The organism is Leptospira kirschneri serovar Cynopteri str. 3522 CT (genome assembly GCF_000243695.2).
Taxonomy (GTDB): Bacteria; Spirochaetota; Leptospiria; order Leptospirales; family Leptospiraceae; genus Leptospira; species Leptospira kirschneri.
The window spans coordinates 252,426-271,667 of the sequence record NZ_AHMN02000005.1; the positions used below are offsets into that span (position 1 = coordinate 252,426).

Consider the following 19,242-nt stretch of genomic DNA (forward strand, 5'->3'; position numbering starts at 1 on the left):
ATTAAATATGCCGAAGGCCGCAGTTAGAAGAAGTGCCCTTAATCTAAACCTGTAACTAATTTGAGACCTACTTCAACTTCATTGATCTTACTTGATTTAAGCTTTCCCACTCGTTCAATAAACCTTTCCTTATCTAAAGTCACAATTTGAGAGACATTCACAACTGAATCTTTTGATAAGCTGGATTCTTTCTTACCGATCAAAACGTTGCCAGGAGCTTCAGACAAATTTAAATTTGATGTAATCGCAATCGATACGACAGTACTGATATTACTTTGATTAAAAGAGTCATCTTGAATAATCAAAACTGGACGCTTAAACCCAGGTTCACTTCCGAATGGAATTCCTAAGTCTACCCACCAGATCTCACCACGAATCATTTTTTAAACTCTTGCGTAATAACTCTACAGATAAATCTGTGATATTACTTTTAAGTTCTTTGGATTTTCTGTTATAAATTTTATTTAATTTCTCTGTTACAGATTCTTTACTATGGGATTGAATAAATTCTTCTAATGCTTTTGCAAAGAGTTGGCTTCGAGGTATTCCAAGTTTTTTTGCCGTTTTCTCAGCAGCCTTGAATAATTCATCTGGAATCGAAATTGCAGTTTTCATATCATTGGTATAACTGTGGTAATACCAGTGTCAACTTCAAAATACGCAATTTTATCCTAAATTCTTAAAATAGAGTTGTTGAAAAATTCCATAGTGAAGATTCGTAAAATTGCTTCAATTGTCCATTCAATCCAATACAAACAGATCAAGAATTAATTTTTCAACAACATTATTATAAAAACGTAAAATACTAAAAACTAAATTTTAAATCGCCTTCATAAAACTAATGGGAGGATTTTTCCATTCTCCTCTTAGATTCAGATAATAAACCGAAGTAGTTGCAAAAATCGTAAATATATAAACAAACAAGTATTCAAAAAATGGATAAGACATTTCCATTTCTAAAACCTGTCCGCCTATCAAAACGCTCGCAATCCAAGCCAGAAACAAAGCCAACAAAAACGAAAACGTACCTAAAAGGATTCCTTCCCACAAAAAAACCTTTTTTAAAAAAACGGAAGTTCCTCCTATAATACGCAATAAAGTGGTCTCTTCGATTCTTTCTTTACGACTTGAATTTAAAGCGGTTAAAACTAGCAATAAAGAAGCACCTAAAATCAATCCAGTCATCAGTCGAATCGTAAAGGAAATCTTTTCTAAAATTCCCAAAAACGCACGCACCGCCTTATCCGTATCGATGATGGTTAAATTCGGATATTTTGAAATCAGATTTTTTTGAAGGTCATATCTTTTTTCCTCCGATTCGATTCTTAAAGAACTCAAATAATAACTAGGCGCCTTTTCCAAAATTCCTTTAGAAAACAAAACCACAAAGTTAGGCCTCATATCTGCCCAGTTTACGGTCCTAAAATTTCGTATAACACCCGTTACTTCCACTCCACCAACTAAAAACGAAAGACTGTCTCCTAAGTTAACTTTCAGATATGTGGAAAATTCTTTTTCGACTGAAATCTGATCTTCTTCTCCTTTTCTCCAAAAGTCCCCATCTACTATTTTTTCCGTAGGATATGGTTCATTTCTATAGGAAAGAAAATATTCTCTTGTCCTTGCGGTGGATCTCCAATCCCTTCTTAACGCGGAAGATTCAGTCTCATCTTTTTTAACCGCCTCGCCGTTGATCTTAGATAATCTAGCTCCAATTACGGGCGCAACAATCAACTTCTCTGCTCCAAATTCCTTAGCGACTTCCTCGAAATGTTCTTTTTGTTCGGCTCTAATATCCAAGACGAATAGATTGGGTCTTCTTTCTTTGTCCTTGGCGCCGCTGTATTCCAAAAGACTTTCACTTACAATCAAAGATAAAAGAAGAATAAACAGAGAACTTGTCAATCCTATGACAGAAAGGGAAAGAGAAGTTCCAGGTCTGTCAAATTTACCGACGATAAACCGAACAAAAGGAGAAAAATCATTCCGGTCTCTCAGCCTAGATACAAATATTCTAATTCCAGAATATACTAAAAATATAATTAACGGAAGAACCAGTAAAATAGAACACAAAATTAAACCTTTTAAGACGCTTTCCGTTTCCCACCAAGCCAAAGCGAAAAATAAAACGAATAAAATCAAATAACCCAAAATTTGAGTGATTCTAAATTTAGGAATTTGATTTGTTTCTTCCTGAAATTCCTGTTTGAGCGCAAGGATCGGTTTTAAAGTTCTAATTTCGATCAACGATTCAATCGAAGAAAAAAACGGAATCAATACTCCAATCAAAAAACCCCAAAGCAAAGAAGAAAATCCTATCGTAGGTTGAAAACTTAATATTTCTTCTCCCGCTAGATCCGGAATCCATTTCAATAATATATTTCCAAATAATATTCCGAAAACAGATCCAATCAAAGAAAATAAAAATAATTCTCCCAATACGATCCAACTTACCGTTTTAGGACTTGCTCCCAAACATTTTAAGACCGCGATCGCTCCAGATTTTTCTCTGATCCCCGCTCTACTTACGAGTAAAATGGAAATTCCTCCTAAAAAGAACGCGGATAAACCGAGTAGACTGAAAAAATCCAATGTGTTGGTCAAAAATTTTCTAGAACCGGAATTGGTTTCTGTCGAATCGTAAAGAGTTAAGTCTTTTTGAATATACTCTTTGAAGTGATTTTCTTTATATTTTCCCGCAACCAAAGGATCTCTAAGTTTGACTGCAATCATATAACTGATCCTAGATCCTCTTTGTTCCAATCCAGTGGATACAAGAGAAGAACCGGATATGATCGAAGTAGGAGCCATTGAAAGAAAACTTCCCGCAATCCCCGGCTCTTTGATTACCTTTCCTTTTAAAATAAAATCCCTTTCTCCGAGCGAAACACTAGAACCGATTTTAAGTTTTAAATTTTTAATTAAACTTTCTTCTAGAAGAATTTCACCTTCTTTTAATTTACGATAAACACCTGCAGGTTCGGTAATGATTTCACCATAATAAGGAAATTTCCCGGACACTGTTTTAATCAAAGAAAGTGTGGTTTCGTCGTTTTCCTGATTGCGAAGCATAGAAGCAAACTGCACGAGTTCAGAGGTTTCAGAGCCTTTTGGTAACCTTTGAGACATAAATTCTTTTTGTTCCAAGGTAAAAGGAGAAGACGATTGAATGAGCAGATCAGAACCCATTAAACTGCGTGCTTCCTTTAAAATAGAACGACTTAGTTCTTCTCTATAAGCGTGAATGGCCGTAACGGAACCGGTTCCGATCACAATCGCCAAAACGATCTGCAACGCAGAACTTTTTCTAGATTGAAAGTCGCGTGTTATGGATTGAATTAATAATTTGAATTTCATCTTTTTTTAGCAGAAACTTTTCTTTTTGTAGAAGTATGTTTGGATACAGACTTTTTTTCCGAAGAAAGAATTTTCGGTTTATTTAAAGATTTCTTTTTCTTTCCATATATTTCTTTAATAATACGTCCATCACTCATTTCTAATATACGATCCGCAAGTTCCGCAACGGAACGATCATGAGTAACTACGATCAGAGTAGAAGAAGTTTTTTGATTCAACTCAGCAAGTAGATTCATCACTGTTTCACCGTTTTTCTTATCCAAGTTAGCTGTAGGTTCATCTGCAAAAAGAATTTTAGGATTGTGTATAAAAGATCTTGCAATTGCTATCCTTTGTTCTTCTCCTCCGGAAAGTTGTCCCGGAAAGTTGGACGCTCTTTCTTTCATTGAAACTTTTTCCAACCAAGTCAAAGCTCTATCTTTAATTTCCGTAGAACTCAATTTTGAATTTAAAACGAGAGGTAACGATACGTTCTCCAATGCATTGAGAGATTTTATCAACTGAAAATTCTGAAAGATAAAACCTATTTTCTCCCCTCTCAATCTAGCAAGTTCGTCTTCGTCTTTTTGAAGAAGTGGAATTCCGTCTAACATGATTTCTCCGTCGTCAGGACGATCCAAACCTGCTGAAATTGCAAGCAAAGTAGACTTTCCTGAACCGGAAGGTCCTATGATTGCAATGAATTCCCCTTCTTCAATTTGAAACGAGACGTCTTTTAACACCTCTAGTTTTCTTCCAGAAACTAAATAAGACTTATTTAAATTTTTTACTTGTAACAAACGAAACACCTTTCCTTATCGGATTAAAAAAAGAAATAAATTTCCAAATGTTCTACTATCATAGTTTGAAAACCTGCTTTTAAAAAAGTATTCCATTTAAAACAAAAGATCCGATTTTTTTTAAAAAAAATTCTACTGATTTCTGATCAACGTCGGCTAATTTTTTTTGACTCTAAACTACCTGGTTTTTATAACGTAATCTCCAATTCGCCGGGAAGGAATGTTGTTGGATCTCGTTTCTTCACGGATTTATTGACACACTGTAAATAAAACAAAACTTTATGGATAAATCTGGGAGTAAAATGTATCTACTCGAAGAACAACAAACACAATCGAAAGGAGACTACATCTTGATTTGCGCCGGATGCAGATCAAAAGTCGCACAACTTTACCAATATGATCTTTGTAAATCTTGTTTGAGTAAAACATTTCAAAGATTAATCAAGGTCATAGACTCAGTCAGAAAATAAGGATCGAAATGCAATATCCGTTTCAGGAAGTAGAATCTTTTTGGCAAAAATTTTGGGAAGAACACAAAAGTTTTCAAACAAATATCCGGTCTTCTAAACCGAAATTCTACTGCTTGGATATGTTTCCTTATCCTTCCGGAGCTGGATTACACGTAGGTCATCCGGAAGGATACACGGCAACCGACATTCTTTCCCGATTCAAAAGGATGAAAGGTTTTGAAGTTCTACATCCTATGGGTTGGGATGCGTTTGGACTTCCTGCGGAGCGTTATGCGATGCAGACCGGAATTCATCCTGCAATCACTACCAAGAATAATATCGATAACTTTCGCCGCCAAATCCAGATGATCGGTCTTTCCTACGACTGGTCTCGTGAATTTTCCACAACCGATCCGGATTATTATAAATTTACTCAATGGATCTTTATCCAACTTTATCAATCTTGGTTTAATCCCGAACTGAAAAAAGCGGAATCTATCAATGAACTCATTCGTAGATTTTCTTATCAAGGTTCAAACGGTCTGGATTACAGACAATTCAGCTCCGAAGAATGGAACCAATTCTCCTCGATCGAAAAAGAGAAAATTCTTTCTGATTTCAGATTGGTTTATCAGGCGGAAATTCCAGTCAATTGGTGTGAAGCTCTTGGAACCGTTCTCGCAAACGAAGAAGTGGAAGAATGGGTCGGTAAAGGTTACGAAGTAATTCGTAAACCAATGCGTCAATATATGATGAGAATTACCGCATACGCAGATCGTCTTTTAGAAGATCTTGAACTAGTCGAGTGGCCGTCCTCTACTTTAGAAATGCAAAAAAATTGGATCGGCAAAAGTGAAGGTCTTGAAATTACGTTTTCATTTTCAAAACCTCTGCAAAGCGGTTTAGAAGGAATCCGAATTTTTACCACAAGACCAGATACTATTTTCGGAGTGACTTATATGGTAGTGGCTCCGGAACATCCGATCGTTTCCGAAATCACAACTCCAGAACAAAAACAAAAAGTGGAAGAATACCAAAAAACTTCTTCCTTAAAAAGTGATTTAGATCGGATGGAACTGAATAAAGAAAAAACTGGAGTTTTTACAGGAGCTTTTGTTCTCAATCCTGCAGATCCTTCTCAAAAAATTCCGGTTTGGATCAGCGACTACGTGTTATATGGATATGGAACGGGAGCGATTATGGCCGTTCCGGCCCACGATCAAAGAGACTTTGAATTTGCAAAAACATTCGGATTAAAAATTCTTCCGGTTATTGAAGGTGAAATTTCAGACACAGCCTTCGATTCTAAAACTTCTACGTGTATCAATTCCTCTTCTTCCGAAATTTCGATCAACGGATTGGATTATACTTCGGCTTCTTCCAAAATTATTTCTTGGGCAGAATCTAAAAAAATCGGTAAGAAAAAAATCCAATTTAAACTGAGAGATTGGCTATTTGCAAGACAAAGATATTGGGGAGAACCAATTCCTTTGGTTCATTATCCTTCCGGAGTTACAAAACCGATTCCAGAATCAGAACTTCCATTAGTACTTCCTAATTTAGAAGAATTTAAACCTTCTGGCACGGGAGAGTCCCCCCTTGCACTCGCCAAAGATTGGCTCCAATACAAAGATCCTGAAACCGGTGAAATCGGAACAAGAGAAACGAATACGATGCCTCAGTGGGCCGGTTCTTGTTGGTATTATTTGCGTTATATCGATCCTAAAAACGGAAAGTTTTTTTGCGATCCCGAGTTAGAAAAGAAATGGATGCCGGTCAACCTTTACGTAGGCGGTTCGGAACACGCGGTACTTCATCTTCTTTATTCCAGATTTTGGCATAAGTTTTTATTTGATATTGGAGTTGTTTCCACTAAAGAACCGTTCGACAAACTGATTCACCAAGGTTTGATCTTAGGAGAAGACAAACGTAAGATGTCTAAATCTCTCGGAAACGTAGTCAACCCGGATGACGTAATCAGAGAATATGGCGCCGATAGTCTTAGGCTATTTGAGATGTTTATGGGTCCTTTAGAAATGGTTAAACCTTGGAGCACAAGAGGTGTGGAAGGTGTATTCCGTTTTTTGAATAGAATTTGGAGACTTTTTCATTCCGGTCCACAAGAATCTTTTCGTTTAGATGATATAGAACCTACTCCGGAAGAATTGAAAATCCTGCATAAAACGATCCAAAAAGTCAGCGAAGACATTCCGAACTTTTCTTTTAACACTGCAATCGCACAACTGATGATTTTTGTGAACGAATTTACTCCTTCAGAAAGAAAACCTAAAAAAGTTTTAGAATCTTTTATTCTTCTTTTGGCTCCCTTTGCTCCTCATATCGCGGAAGAACTTTGGAAACGTTCGGGCAAAACCGAATCTCTTTCCTATGAAAAATTTCCGGAAGCAGATCCTCAGTATCTCGTTGAGTCTGAAATTTTAATTGTGGTCCAAGTCAATGGAAAGTTAAGAGACGAATTCAAGGCCCCTAAAGACGTATCTCAATCGGATGCTATTTCGATGGCTAAAAATTTAGATAAGATCAAAGGTATCTTGGAAGGAAAAACAATTCGTAAAGAAATTTATGTTCCTGGAAAATTAGTCAATCTTGTGATTGGTTAAGTGTGTAGAATACAAAAAACACTTTTATTTTTATACATTCATTTTTTCTAAATTAGCATTTTAATTTCTAAAGCCATTTTACGTCTTCAAATGTGCTCGAAACACCTCCCTAAAATAAACCGACAAAGGAATCTTGGGCGTAAGGCCGAGCACGAAAGATGCACCTCGCAGCAGGTAAATTTCTAGGTCATCAGTTGCAGCATTGAAAAAATTGGTCTTCAAGTATTGTCAGAGTGAATAGGAATTTATCGATTGCGCGCTTTCTAAGAACAGCCGTATTTGGAAAGGTTCCACCAAATAAACCAAGATTTCCCGAAAGACTTTGCGATATTGTTGGGTTACTTTAGAGTTTGTCCCAAAACCGTCCTATGTGGGAACTACTACATGTCTATGTTTTATGGTTAGATTTTGAAAATGTAGGAATTCATACAATTTTCAATCACGAAAAATGGATATTTAAGCCCGTAATATGACTTAATTTGTGGGAACTCTCACAAATCGTGGATTTACCAGTAGTTCCTACACTTGAATACGATGTTATAAACTTCTATTTTTTAAATTGTAGTAGTTCCTACAGATTAAGTCTCTTTTTATCTTTTTTGCGATTTTAAATCATACTTTTCCGAACGAAATTTTGCAGTAGTTCCTACATTTAAAGAATCGATCTACAAAGTCCAGATTCCAATTTTTTTCAGAATTATAGTTTTCTTACATCGAATTCACGTTAATCAAGATAATCGAAGAACTTTCAAAAAAGCGAAAAGGACGAAATGACTTTCGCATTCGCCCACTTTTTGTCCCCTATCTTGTCAAAGTCATAGCTCGCGCTTGCTGTGTAATCTCCACTCTTAAAGTTGTAGTCTAAACCAAGTCCAAGTTTGTTCGTAAAGTTCGCATTTACGTTCATTCCCAGGCCTGCGTCAGCGTTGTAACTCATTCCTAAACTTAAGTTACTCATCTTCATCGCAGCGGCAAATGCTTTCATCGCTTCACCTAACGGTAATGATTTAGGCGAATTTCTCTACGCTTACGCTTCGAGAAAGCGCGCTCTAACTCAGTATTTCTCTCTATGGATCGAAATACAGTGCTGCAATCTGCAATGCAACATTTCAAATTTCTCGTATATTCTAATTTCACAATGGAAACATACATGTTGCATTGCAGGATTTTCACTAACTCAATGTTGCTCCTTACGGTCGCAACATAATGATCGCTTTCGCGGGAGTTTTATCTTTTCTTTCAAAAGTAACCAAAAAAAAGCCCGGTTATTCACCGGGCTTGATCCTTGCTAATCTCTACTTTTCAGGATTGCGTTTTACTCAAATCTTAGAACACAACTTCACACACGTTTGAAAAGTAGCTCCTCTTCCTTCTCTAAGTCTTCCGGAGAAACGTCCACTTTCACGAGTTTACTTGTTTCTAGATCATAATACACACAAGTAACTTCTGGATGCCAAGGTATATCTACATACATCACTTGACCTGTTACTTTGTTTCTTACTGCTTCACCCAACCTGTAACTTACCTTACTCTTCTTCTCATCTGCTGCCATTTCCTCTACTCCCCGAGTTGAACTCACTCCAATGGGTTTCGATTTTCCATAGACTTCCACTTAGACAACCATCCACGTTTTTCTCTTTAAAGGATGGAAGTTTCTTTATTTATTAATTTTTACTAATATTCTAATATTTTTTTTCTTTATTTTAAAATCACTGTTCTTAATATTTCCCAAATCCATTATTTAAGCAAAACACCCTCATCCGCCCGCTTCTTTGAAAAAGCGGGCCTTTTTTTGGGGTTACATATTACGAGAATACTAGCTGAATACGGAAGGGTTATTTTAAATTTCGATTTTGTTTTCCTCATTCACATGCACCCTTCTCACTTCAATTCAACAAGTTTGCAGTTCTTAATTTTAAACTTTTGAGCAGGGCGCATTCCCTTTCCATCTTCATATTGAGAAGACTGAATGAGAAAACCATCTACAAACTCGTAGCTTTTGTCGTCATCACGGCCATCAGATAGCATATATACCGAATTAGTACCGTCAGTTTGATTTGATTTTTTTTCACTCGCTTTGTCAAAAAGCTTCAATCTCATTCCGTTAACAATGCTTGCAAAACAATCATTTGAATTCATTACAGAAATTGTAGAATACCCGCTAGTACTGAAAACATGCTTAGGATATTCCTTTAACAGTAAATATACTTCTGTTACATTTTCCGCGTGAAATTCTTCTTTTGCGTTTCTGTGAACTTCTATCACCCCATCTTCCAAAGAAATTCGTACATTAAAAGAAAAATTGTAAGGACTCTTTACTGTGTATTCACCTGGAGCTACCTTCTTCATCGTCTCACCGGGATACAATTTCTTAACAAATAAAGCCATGTATTCCTTTTCAGTTAAAGGGGAATGGTCATACAACATTAGAAATTTTCCATACACCCAACCAGAAAGACCGCTTTTACTTTTGATCTTGTACCAGTATTCACTGTCGTTTTGAATATCTTCTTTCGCAGGAGAAACCGATTCGATTTTTACCACTTCGCTTTTTTTGAGCATCTCGATTTTGTCCGACGCAAGCTTTCCCTCCGAGCGAACATTCACCGAATTACCACGAACATATCCATACAACCCTGTCTCAGAAAAATTCGAAGGAGAAGAAGCCGAATCCTTTTGAATCGGGGCAGTCCCTCCACAATTCAAAGCAACAAGTAAGAAGATTAAACTAATTCTTAGTTCTAAATTCCTCATTTTGAATCTCAATCCCTCAGTTGTCAGGGCCAGGATCAGACTCTTGGCTCATCTCTTCTCTTGTATAGGAAGTACAATCGTCCAATGCCGAATTGAATTGCTTAGTTACACTTGTATATTGCTTCGTATCGTCATTTGAAGGTTTACTATTTTGTAAACTAAGCATTAATATCATATAAGGCCCTTTACCTTTCCAAATTTCATAATCGTATAAGAAAGCTTCATTTCCATGATACTCAATCTTGTGTTTTCCCTCTTCTACCTTGGACCACTTCATTGAAATGTCTTTGATTTCTTTCAAACCGACAAATCTCACAACGGCAGCATCCGGCTTTTGAATTTCTAAACAAATTCCACCGTAATCGAGCGAAAGATCTCCTTTAGTAAGATCTTTGAAAATGCGCCCTTCATGAACGCTGTATACCCCCTCCATTTCAAACGAAACTTCGGGCTCTTTTTGTCCTGACTTGCATTCTTTGCAAGAAATCAAAAAACCTAATATTAACAAACAATAAATAATCTTCTTCATTTTATCCCCTTCGGTTTGATATACGTAATTTTACGAATCTGTTTAAAGTAATCTTCTGTTAAAGGCTTTTCATGATAAACACTATTGTTATTGTGATCCATCATCATAAATTTACCTTTGGATTCATCCCAAGCAACAATAAAATAATGTTGTCCACCTTGGTCATAAGTTCCATTGATTTTACCTTTTGAATATTCCGTTTTGTCTATCCAAACCTTAAACGTTTTGATTCCCTGATCCTTCAAAGTCTTCATCGTATCAGAATAGTTCATCGGCTGCCAAACTTTATCATTCCAAGCGTCTTTTTCATTTACCTTATTACTGATATAATCAACCTCATATCCAGCTAACAAACCGTCTCCGGTTGCTTCTATCTTTCCATAAAATACACCTGCACCACCGGCCTGCGTCGTTGAGAAAGAAAGATTTCCTTTCTTCACTTGTTCACGATACCATACGTCAAACGGACGTTTCTCCAAATTGTTTGACTTTAGCATCGCGTAATCGCTCCAAGCGTAACAAATTCCACTTGCGATCCCTTTCGTTGTATCAATCGTATTATTCTTGTCGTTAAACCATTTCTTTGATTCCTCAAACGTCGCTTTCCGACTTTCGAAATAAGAAATCTGTGAATCCGCTTTCTTCAACAAAGACCCCGTATCAACAATCTGGTCCTTAATTGCCGATAAAGATTGTTTTCTATTTTCTAAATCGGTTACTTTTTGCGTTAACACATTCGGATCTGCATTCTTATCTTTCTTCAGCTTCGAAATCTCCGATGACAAAGAAGTGATTGATTCCGAAATTCCTTTCTCTTTCGATTTGAGCAAAGTTTGCAGATCATCTAAGGTCTGCTTGTTCTTCACTGCGGAATTTAATTCCTCTTGATAGTAATACGTCCCTTCTTTCAACTCTTGACGCATCATATCTACCGTATCGTGAAGTTTACCAGTCAACCCGGCCTTTCCCTCTTTCATCGTGGTATAGTTATTCGATTTGTTCTGATTTGAACTATTGTATTCCGTTAATTCAGATATTCCATCAAAACCTACGTATTCAGGATCTTGTTTCGAATATTTAATATCGAAATTCCCGTTCTTGTCATACACCATTTCCGAATCAAACTTTTTACGGAACGCGTCCTTTTGATTTTCAATCATGATCTTAGCTTCATTCTTGGCAGTTCGTAATCCTTGATTGATCTTCTTGTCGAATTCAGTCTGATTTGGAAAAGAACTTTCTGTCATACCACCAGCGGCTTTTTGAAGTAGATTCGAGACTATATTGCTCGCTTCACCTACATCCTTTGATCCGCTATAAATCTTGTTTAGATTGGTAAGCAATTTTGCCCGATCATCCGCTTCAAGTTCGTTGACCAGCTTGTTCTCACGAACATAGGACTCTATCTTAAGTTTTTTCAATTCGTCCAAAAGTTTAGTTCTGTCTTTTACTGGAGCATTAAACAACTTTTCTCTCAACTCGCTCGCTTTTGCTTTATCCTCATTGTTAAAGTGTTTATCAGAAGCGAGGTCGTTTGTAAAAGTATGTATAGCCTTCTGCATCTGCGTTAATTCTATTTCCTTTTTTGGAAGTAGTATTTTCTCTTTGAATTTTCTTTCGTTTCCGTTCGCTTCGAATACTACTACCTTTTCCTCTTTTTTACCAAAACCAAATTGATCAGTCCAACTTAGTTTTTGTTCGATATGATTGTCGTGTGTTATCCGAATCTCTTCTTTAACTCCTCGACTGTATTCCCGAGTATAACTTACTGCTCCGGTTCTCTCATTTATTTGTTTTTTGTATGTATTGTTATTCCAAGATATTTCCCTTGTACCTTGTCCTTCCCCTCTACGAAGATTTTCTGCTACCGTATGATCCAACGTTTTGGTTTCAGACGGAATACGAAGTGATGGCTTTTGATCTCCTACAGCATTTTGCGTCAACTTCGTTGGTTGTAAGAACACTTCTTCTCCTCTCGTATTGAAGTATTTTGTTTTCTCTCCGCTCAAAGTGTCTGCCATAAACTCACCTAACTGGCCTTTCCACTTGATCTTTTGTTCTATCAAACCGTCTTTCGTAATCCGAATATATTCTTTTGTTCCCTTCTCGTCGTAGTCTCTTACAAATACAGCGACTCCGTCTCCTTCTCCATTAACTTTCTTGTAAGTCTTGTCACCCCATTTGATTTCTGCTTTCTCGCCCATCTTCTTGTGATCTGCATAGGCTTTCTTTACTTCAGCTTCAGAAAGGAATTTATCTTTCTGATCTACAATATAGTTGTGAACTACATAACCTTTACCGGTCTCACTTCCACCCACAATGTAAGTATGATTGTCTTCTACTTCTAAGTTGTAAACTTTAGTGGATTCTGTGTTGTAATAATAGATTCCTGTTACAGTTCCCCAACTTCCGTCGGATCTTAATACTTGATCTCTTAAACGTAGGTCCTCTACCTTCACCCATTCAGAGGACAGAGGGCTGAGGACAGAAGACTGAACCTCGCTTGAATCTGCATCTCGTTTTTCTAATACAGTTCCACCTGGATTCATTACATGTTCATGAGTTGTAAAACTTCTTTCTACTCCTCTCAAATCAAACGGTTGAACTTCTTGTGTATTCTGCGTCTTACGTCTAAAAGGGTGGTTCCATGTCGTATGGATTTCTTCTTCGCCATCTAACTCTAGAAAAAAGAGCTGTGGAACCTCATGTACGAAAGTCTCTGTTACTCTCTTGTTCTCAAAAGTATTTGTATTCTCGTTCCAAGAACGTATTACATCGCCGATTTTTACGTCTTCAATCGCCTTGAAACCCGAATCCATCCGAATACTTGTTCCGGCAACAAAACAGGTGTCTAAGTGAAAAACTCCCTGTTCATCAACCATCTTACTACCGTCGTTTGCAAATCCAAAACTCTGAGCTACGTCTCCAACCAAACCAGTTACAAACTTACCAAATGTCGTTGTCGCACTCTTTCCGTCGTTAAATCTTACCTCTATTCCACTTCTCTCTCCGGCCCTACTTACTTCGTCCTTCCACTTCTGTAAACCTTCTGGAGTCTTTGACCTTGCCTCTTTGTAAGCATTCCACTTCTCTAATAACTTCTCTGGGTTGGCCTTCTCCATATCGATGTTACCATGTTCATCTTTCGGTAGTGCTTTGTCTATCTCTGCATCTGTAAACAATGGTTTGTCCATATTAGTACCTAAACCCAGTTCATTGCGCAAGATTTCCATCTGACCCTTTTGATGATTATACGCCGCACTCTCTGCTGCTCGACCCTGGTTAAACTCGTTCTGAAAATTGTAATTCAATGATAGTGGCTGGAAGCCATGTGTGTTCGTATCATACGTCAGCGTTCCGATCGTCGCTCCTCGAACCCCTTGGACGCTTAAGCCGATCAATCCATCATTACCAAAATCTAATGTCGCTCCGCCACCTCGTAACGCTTGCGGTACCAGTGTATTGCTATCGTTGTTGTAGGACACCGATATACCTGCATGGCCATTCTTACTCGCTGAGATCCCTATGTTCGCATTCGCCCACTTCTTGTCCCCTATCTCGTCAAAGTCATAGCTCGCGCTTGCTGTGTAATCTCCACTCTTAAAGTTGTAGTCTAAACCAAGTCCAAGTTTGTTCGTAAAATTTGTATTTATGTTCATTCCCAAACCGGCGTCAGCGTTGTAACTCATTCCTAAACTTAAGTTACTCATCTTCATCGCAGCGGCAAATGCTTTCATCGCTTCACCTAACGGTAATGATTTGGCTCCTGCAATGTTTGCACTAAAACCGCCTCCCCAACCGCCTTTTACTTCATGTTGGCCAGTTAACAAGTTTGCGTTCTGGTGTTTTGTATAACTTACGTAGCCTGTTATCGGGGTTCTGACTCCCAGCGTTGCGGTCGAAATCAGTCCGTTTATAAGCGCTGCTGCTGCCGCCGCTACTTGGACTATCATTTGCGCGTCTTTGAGTCTTTGTTCTCTCGCCGCTTTCTTCGCTTCTTTCTGGTCTATATGATTTTTTAATAATAAACCTAAGTTATGCGCTGCTTCTTTGTCTCCAGGTAGTAACGTCTCTCCAATCATATCAAACAACTGGTTACGCATCTCCGTTTCTATATGCGCTTTGTTAATGATACCTTGTTGTGCTCTAGCTTTGACGTCGGTTGACGTCATATCATTGTAAAAACTATTACCTTGTTGATACATCGAGTGACGAAAGCTATCACTCTTCGGAGAAATAAAATGCCCTATATCTCCTACCGTTGTGGTTACTCCTTTTACGGCTTTAGCAAGTAGTGTCGTAATCGCTCCGTTAAATATCGTATTATCTACCCAGGTTACAACCGGTATCGCTCCCTTACCGCCCCAAAAACCGTTTCTATGATGCAGCTCACTCTCTGCTTGTTTGCGAGACACAAACTCAGTCGTCATCTTCACCCAATTTTCCGTAACCGCCGGATCCAGATGCAGATCGTCTCCGACCGCTTTCACGATCGCTCCGTAAGCAGCCACGTCGTTGGCGGCGGCTTGTCTGATAATTTCCTTCCCTTCTCTATGTTTTAATATATCAATCCTTTGTTGTACACCTTTATCGTAGGTATGTTCGTAGTCATGGCTCGTGAGCCCTGCTTCTTTAGATATGTGTGCCAATCCTTTCAGCACAATTCCGCCCACTATTTCAGCAACCAGAGTTTCGATTCCGTTCAAAACTCCACGAACTACACTCCCAACCGCATTCAAAGAATACGCTCCGGATCGCATCCCCAATTCTTCTTTAACCGACTGCATTCTCAAATGGCTAACCACCGCTTGACCGATCGCAGCTGAGGCCTCCGGTGGTAACCCGTTTGCTTTTCCAATTTCTTGAATTCCAAAAGCATACGTTTGATATTTAAAGTCTTTCCAGTCTTGAATGGCGCGTAACTTTTCAGCGTTCGGACCTACATTAATCGATTCGAATAGATCACCGACGCTTAAGAATTTAAGATCGGACCTGTTAAGAGCTTCCGCCATTTCATGGATCGCATGGTTAATTCCTAAGTTTTGAACCGCAAAGGAACTTTTTTCATGTCGTGCTATTTCTCGTGTCATAAGAGCGCCGGACAAAAACGACGCCACTTCCGGAGAAAAATCAAACGTGTTTACAAGCGCCGTTGCCATTACGTCTTGCACCGCTTGTTGTGCTTGTTTTGTCACCCAAGAACTGGTCGACATTCCGCCGTATAACACCGCCTGTGCGTAATCTACGATCAAGTTCGCAATTTTTACTTTGTTGCTCACGTCTTGTGACGCTATCGAAGCGTTCATATCGTTCAGGTTTTGCGCCGTGGTCACTTCGTGGAACAAGTCCGCAGTATGTTTGTTAGACGATAAATACGTATTTACATTTTGGAATGTTGTATTGACTAAATCTCCGATCCCGTTGTCTCTTCCGTCAAAAATGTCACCTAACCTGGACGCACCTCTTCCTAACAAAAGTGCTTTTGGATTTGGTGGTGCAATTGTAATTACCCTATCGTCTTCGTTATAACAGTACGAACTTGATTGTGCAAAATCCGCACCACACTGAGTTGTGGTGCCGTTATAAATTTTTCTGTGTGCGGTAATTTTTCCGTCGGTGCTAATTGCAACACTATCATATTTGTTTTCTATGTATTGATTACAGTTGCCGTTCATTAAATTTTTTCCGCAGCCTTCGTCGCTTTGGATCCAATCCCCAACGGTCATTTGTTTTTCTACTCCGTCCTCGTCTTTAAACATACGGATATTTCCGCTTTCGTCTAACACGTATGTGGTGCTTATCTCTTCCCCGGAATACTTGTCCCTGGTTTTAATGGTTTTAGTTTTGAGTCCGTGCGCTTCCATCAGATCTTGTTGACCGTTTTGGGTAAACTGCTTCTCATTCCGCATAGACTCGGCTACTCCCTGCATGTAGCCTAAAATGTTGTCCATCAAAGCGTTGTTAGTTGAGGACAACAAAGTCAAATTCGAAACTCCCGTAATCGCCCTGCTCATACTCGATCCGAACGAATTCAACAATGAAAAATTAGGAATTCCTCTATCTGCGTTTCTATCTAAGTTATTTAGAATATTAGAAAATCCATCGCCATACTGCATCGTGTCCGTCGAATTGGATATATTCGATTGTAACTGTCCTTTGTTCAAACCCGCCAAAATCTGCTGAGTCAACTGTCCGTAGTTACCTTGCCCTTGACCGTTTTTCAAAGCGTTGGAAGCGGCGTCAAAAGCGCTTTGAGCCTGTTGTTGTAATTGACCCATCTGCGCCAACCAACTCGATTCTTGATTTTGTATATCCTGAACTCCTGAATTGTATGCGTTTTGTGCATCCGTTATGGCGGTCTGCATTTGTGTTTGCCAGTTCGCATACTGAGCGTTATACGAAGCTACCTGAGCCGTCCAGTTCGTAACCGAAGGCATAACGTTTGTCATCCAGTCATGTTCAAAACTTTGTAATTGTAACACTAAGTCTTGATAAGTGGATACGTTCGCATACGCGTTGTTATTCGTTACCGTAAAAGATAATTCTATCCAAGCATAGTCTTGATAGTGTTCAATATCCACTAAAAACGGAACACCCGCCCAAACTCCCAATTCTCTGGCTATATAACGGTTAAAATCATAACCTCTTTCAGAAAACGTCGCATTCGCTCCGTAAATTCCCGGGTCCGGTGCAAAAATATTTCCAGAATAACATCCTATTGGATCCGGACAATATTGGTTCGGTCCTCCGTTTGGATGTGGACCCGCAGCGGTGGGATCTGTGGGATCCTCGTTTAAAAACGCTCTTAAGTCCGCATGAGAAATTCCACTGATCGTCATTCCTGGACCTAATCCACCTAGTCCGGAAAGCCCCGACCCTGCTCCAGTTAAATTACTTTCATACGCATTCATAATCCAGTTTGCAAACTCAACCTGAGAAATCTGACCAGTAATGTATTGTATGATCTTTTTACCCAGCCCTCCTTCTCCTTCTGTTGTGGATGGATCAAAAAGTTCTGAGATGGTCATTGCCGCCGTAGTCTGACTAACATTCGCGCTAAAATGATTAAAACTTGAAGGTCCCCACTGATAACTCAGAGCACTATTGTCGTAACTACCAACTCCTTGACCGTATGTATAAGAAGAACTTCCGCTACCATTCTGATAGTTGATCGCGCTTTGTAACGCACCTTGAGTTGCTAACAACTCATTGTGTAAAAAGTTACTCATCATGCTAGACGCATACATAAAACTCGCTTCCATATCTTGCACCTGGCAAGAATGTCCAGCCTGACAAGTCACACAACGTGTATCCCCCACAGTACAACTATTTGCAAAATAAGAACCGGTCATAGCCGCCGGGTTAGTATTATCAACCACTGCACTGTAACAAGTATGACCGGCAGCACAAGTTGTCCCCGCTACAAAACCACCACTCGTGGCGTCATACAAACCCTTTACACAACTCGTTCCTGTATTCATACAGTTAGAATTGTAGCTGATCATCGTGCCAGTAGTATAATCAAAAATAGCAGGCATAATAAAACCGTCCTGCATCGCATTCACAACGTTATTGATCACGCTCTGAAACGCTCTACCGTCAGAGTTTAAACCGGTTCTAACCGTTAAGCTTTCTCTTTGACTTCCGTCGCAGATATGTCCCGCAGGACAACTCGCTTGAACATAACTGCTAGTATTATTATCATATAATATGTTGGCGCAAACGTGACCTACCGGACAATTTCCAGCGGTATAAAACTGGCTCGTAACCGAATCGTATTGATAGGTAACACAAACGTGACCACCAGGACAACTTCCTTGAGCGTAACTACCTGTACTATTATCATAGACAACGCTCATCGTGTTCCAAAATAAACCGTTCGAGTTTAAATAAGACTGGTATCCTTCTAAACTAGACAAGATCTGATCTTTAATTCCAGCTTGAGATTGTTGTATCTGAGCCAAATGAGCCTGATACTGAAGCTCCGTCTGATTGATTTGATTGATTAAGTTCTGGTATTTTTCTGTCAGTCCAGCAAGAGCTTGTTGATAAGTTTGTAAACCGCTTTGTAAGTTATTTTGAAAGTCGTTCCACCACTGACCTTCTAAACCTTCTAAGGTTTGTTGACCGTTATTTAAAACCGCCTGGCTCAAAGAACCGTTCGTATTTAAGTTCAGTCCATTACCGCTTACAAAAGAATCCCATTGACTCTGAAACTGTGAAGTCGAGTTCTGAACCGCACTGGAGTTCGCTCCATATTTCTGAGACAAATACTGACTTCTTTCTTGTAAGATCTCCGCTTCAACCGCCGTCTGCCATACGATCAGTTGTTCCGACGCCTTACTTTGTAAAGAGTTATAAACGAAAATTTGATATTCTTGAACAGAAGCGTAGTGATCACTTGTAGTAACCGAGTTCACCATCATAGTGATCTGAGCTTGCACCTGTGCTTCCCACTGAGTTTGTAAAATACTCACACCCTGAAACACAAACGCGTCCCAATTTCCTACCGTCTGCATTCCATTGGCGACATTAAAAGTCTGGTCCATGGACGTAGCGTTAAAAACAGGAGTGTTTAAATTAGGAACCACCACCGGCGGGGCGTATAACGGACTAAAAACCGAAAAAAGAAGACTAAAAACCAAAGTCCTAAAACTGTAACTTTTTTCTATTATATATCTTTTTTCTAATTTAGTTTCCATTGTATTACCACCACCCTTCGCAAACTTAATTCCGTTTCTCTAATTCAAATT

Annotated in this window: 9 protein-coding genes and 1 pseudogene; 1 reads left to right on the forward strand and 9 read right to left on the reverse strand. The window is 38.8% G+C overall.

Features of this window, described 5'->3' with window-relative positions; translation table 11 throughout:
- Positions 1 to 38 precede the first annotated feature (38 nt).
- The 4 genes from LEP1GSC049_RS0205325 to LEP1GSC049_RS219105 form a co-directional block, all read right to left on the reverse strand.
- The gene (locus LEP1GSC049_RS0205325; RefSeq protein WP_004755078.1) at positions 39 to 380 is read right to left on the reverse strand and encodes a type II toxin-antitoxin system PemK/MazF family toxin; all 342 of its coding nucleotides are present in this window, start codon (positions 378 to 380) and stop codon (positions 39 to 41) included.
- Positions 367 to 615, reverse strand: coding sequence for a CopG family ribbon-helix-helix protein (locus tag LEP1GSC049_RS219115; RefSeq protein ID WP_016560582.1), 249 nt, complete (start codon positions 613 to 615; stop codon positions 367 to 369). Before LEP1GSC049_RS219115 ends, LEP1GSC049_RS0205325 begins: the two co-directional genes overlap by 14 nt.
- 204 nt (positions 616 to 819) lie before the next feature.
- Complete coding sequence (locus LEP1GSC049_RS219110; RefSeq protein ID WP_016560543.1) at positions 820 to 3,357, reverse strand: ABC transporter permease; 2,538 nt, start codon at positions 3,355 to 3,357, stop codon at positions 820 to 822.
- A complete protein-coding gene (locus tag LEP1GSC049_RS219105) occupies positions 3,354 to 4,136 on the reverse strand; it encodes an ABC transporter ATP-binding protein (protein ID WP_004754327.1) in 783 nt (260 codons plus the stop codon). The genes LEP1GSC049_RS219110 and LEP1GSC049_RS219105 overlap by 4 nt, the downstream gene beginning before the upstream one ends.
- Before the next feature lie 478 nt (positions 4,137 to 4,614).
- Here LEP1GSC049_RS219105 and leuS point away from each other — a divergent pair, with 478 nt between their 5' ends.
- A complete protein-coding gene (gene leuS / locus LEP1GSC049_RS219100; RefSeq protein ID WP_016560597.1) occupies positions 4,615 to 7,206 on the forward strand; it encodes a leucine--tRNA ligase in 2,592 nt (863 codons plus the stop codon).
- A gap of 757 nt (positions 7,207 to 7,963) precedes the next feature.
- Here leuS and LEP1GSC049_RS2000000228675 read toward each other — a convergent pair.
- The 5 genes and pseudogenes from LEP1GSC049_RS2000000228675 to LEP1GSC049_RS219080 form a co-directional block, all read right to left on the reverse strand.
- Positions 7,964 to 8,215: pseudogene (locus LEP1GSC049_RS2000000228675) on the reverse strand (TIGR04388 family protein); the annotation flags it as partial.
- Positions 8,216 to 8,545: 330 nt separating this feature from the next.
- Positions 8,546 to 8,758, reverse strand: a complete 213-nt coding sequence (locus tag LEP1GSC049_RS02000000224555; protein WP_025175935.1) for a hypothetical protein — start codon at positions 8,756 to 8,758, stop codon at positions 8,546 to 8,548.
- A 329-nt stretch (positions 8,759 to 9,087) separates the two neighbouring features.
- Entirely contained in the window at positions 9,088 to 9,960 is an 873-nt protein-coding gene (locus LEP1GSC049_RS219090; protein ID WP_004760440.1) for an SH3 domain-containing protein, read from the reverse strand.
- A gap of 16 nt (positions 9,961 to 9,976) precedes the next feature.
- Positions 9,977 to 10,489, reverse strand: coding sequence for a hypothetical protein (locus LEP1GSC049_RS219085; RefSeq protein ID WP_004760499.1), 513 nt, complete (start codon positions 10,487 to 10,489; stop codon positions 9,977 to 9,979).
- Complete coding sequence (locus LEP1GSC049_RS219080) at positions 10,486 to 19,191, reverse strand: TIGR04388 family protein (RefSeq protein WP_016560535.1); 8,706 nt, start codon at positions 19,189 to 19,191, stop codon at positions 10,486 to 10,488. Before LEP1GSC049_RS219080 ends, LEP1GSC049_RS219085 begins: the two co-directional genes overlap by 4 nt.
- Positions 19,192 to 19,242 lie beyond the last annotated feature (51 nt).

Coding starts and splice junctions, on each gene's coding strand:
- LEP1GSC049_RS0205325 (WP_004755078.1), bottom strand. CDS start 380: ATGATTCGTGGTGAGATCTGGTGGGTAGACTTAGGAATTCCATTCGGA.
- LEP1GSC049_RS219115 (WP_016560582.1), bottom strand. CDS start 615: ATGAAAACTGCAATTTCGATTCCAGATGAATTATTCAAGGCTGCTGAG.
- LEP1GSC049_RS219110 (WP_016560543.1), bottom strand. CDS start 3,357: ATGAAATTCAAATTATTAATTCAATCCATAACACGCGACTTTCAATCT.
- leuS (WP_016560597.1), top strand. CDS start 4,615: ATGCAATATCCGTTTCAGGAAGTAGAATCTTTTTGGCAAAAATTTTGG.
- LEP1GSC049_RS02000000224555 (WP_025175935.1), bottom strand. CDS start 8,758: ATGGCAGCAGATGAGAAGAAGAGTAAGGTAAGTTACAGGTTGGGTGAA.
- LEP1GSC049_RS219090 (WP_004760440.1), bottom strand. CDS start 9,960: ATGAGGAATTTAGAACTAAGAATTAGTTTAATCTTCTTACTTGTTGCT.
- LEP1GSC049_RS219085 (WP_004760499.1), bottom strand. CDS start 10,489: ATGAAGAAGATTATTTATTGTTTGTTAATATTAGGTTTTTTGATTTCT.
- LEP1GSC049_RS219080 (WP_016560535.1), bottom strand. CDS start 19,191: ATGGAAACTAAATTAGAAAAAAGATATATAATAGAAAAAAGTTACAGT.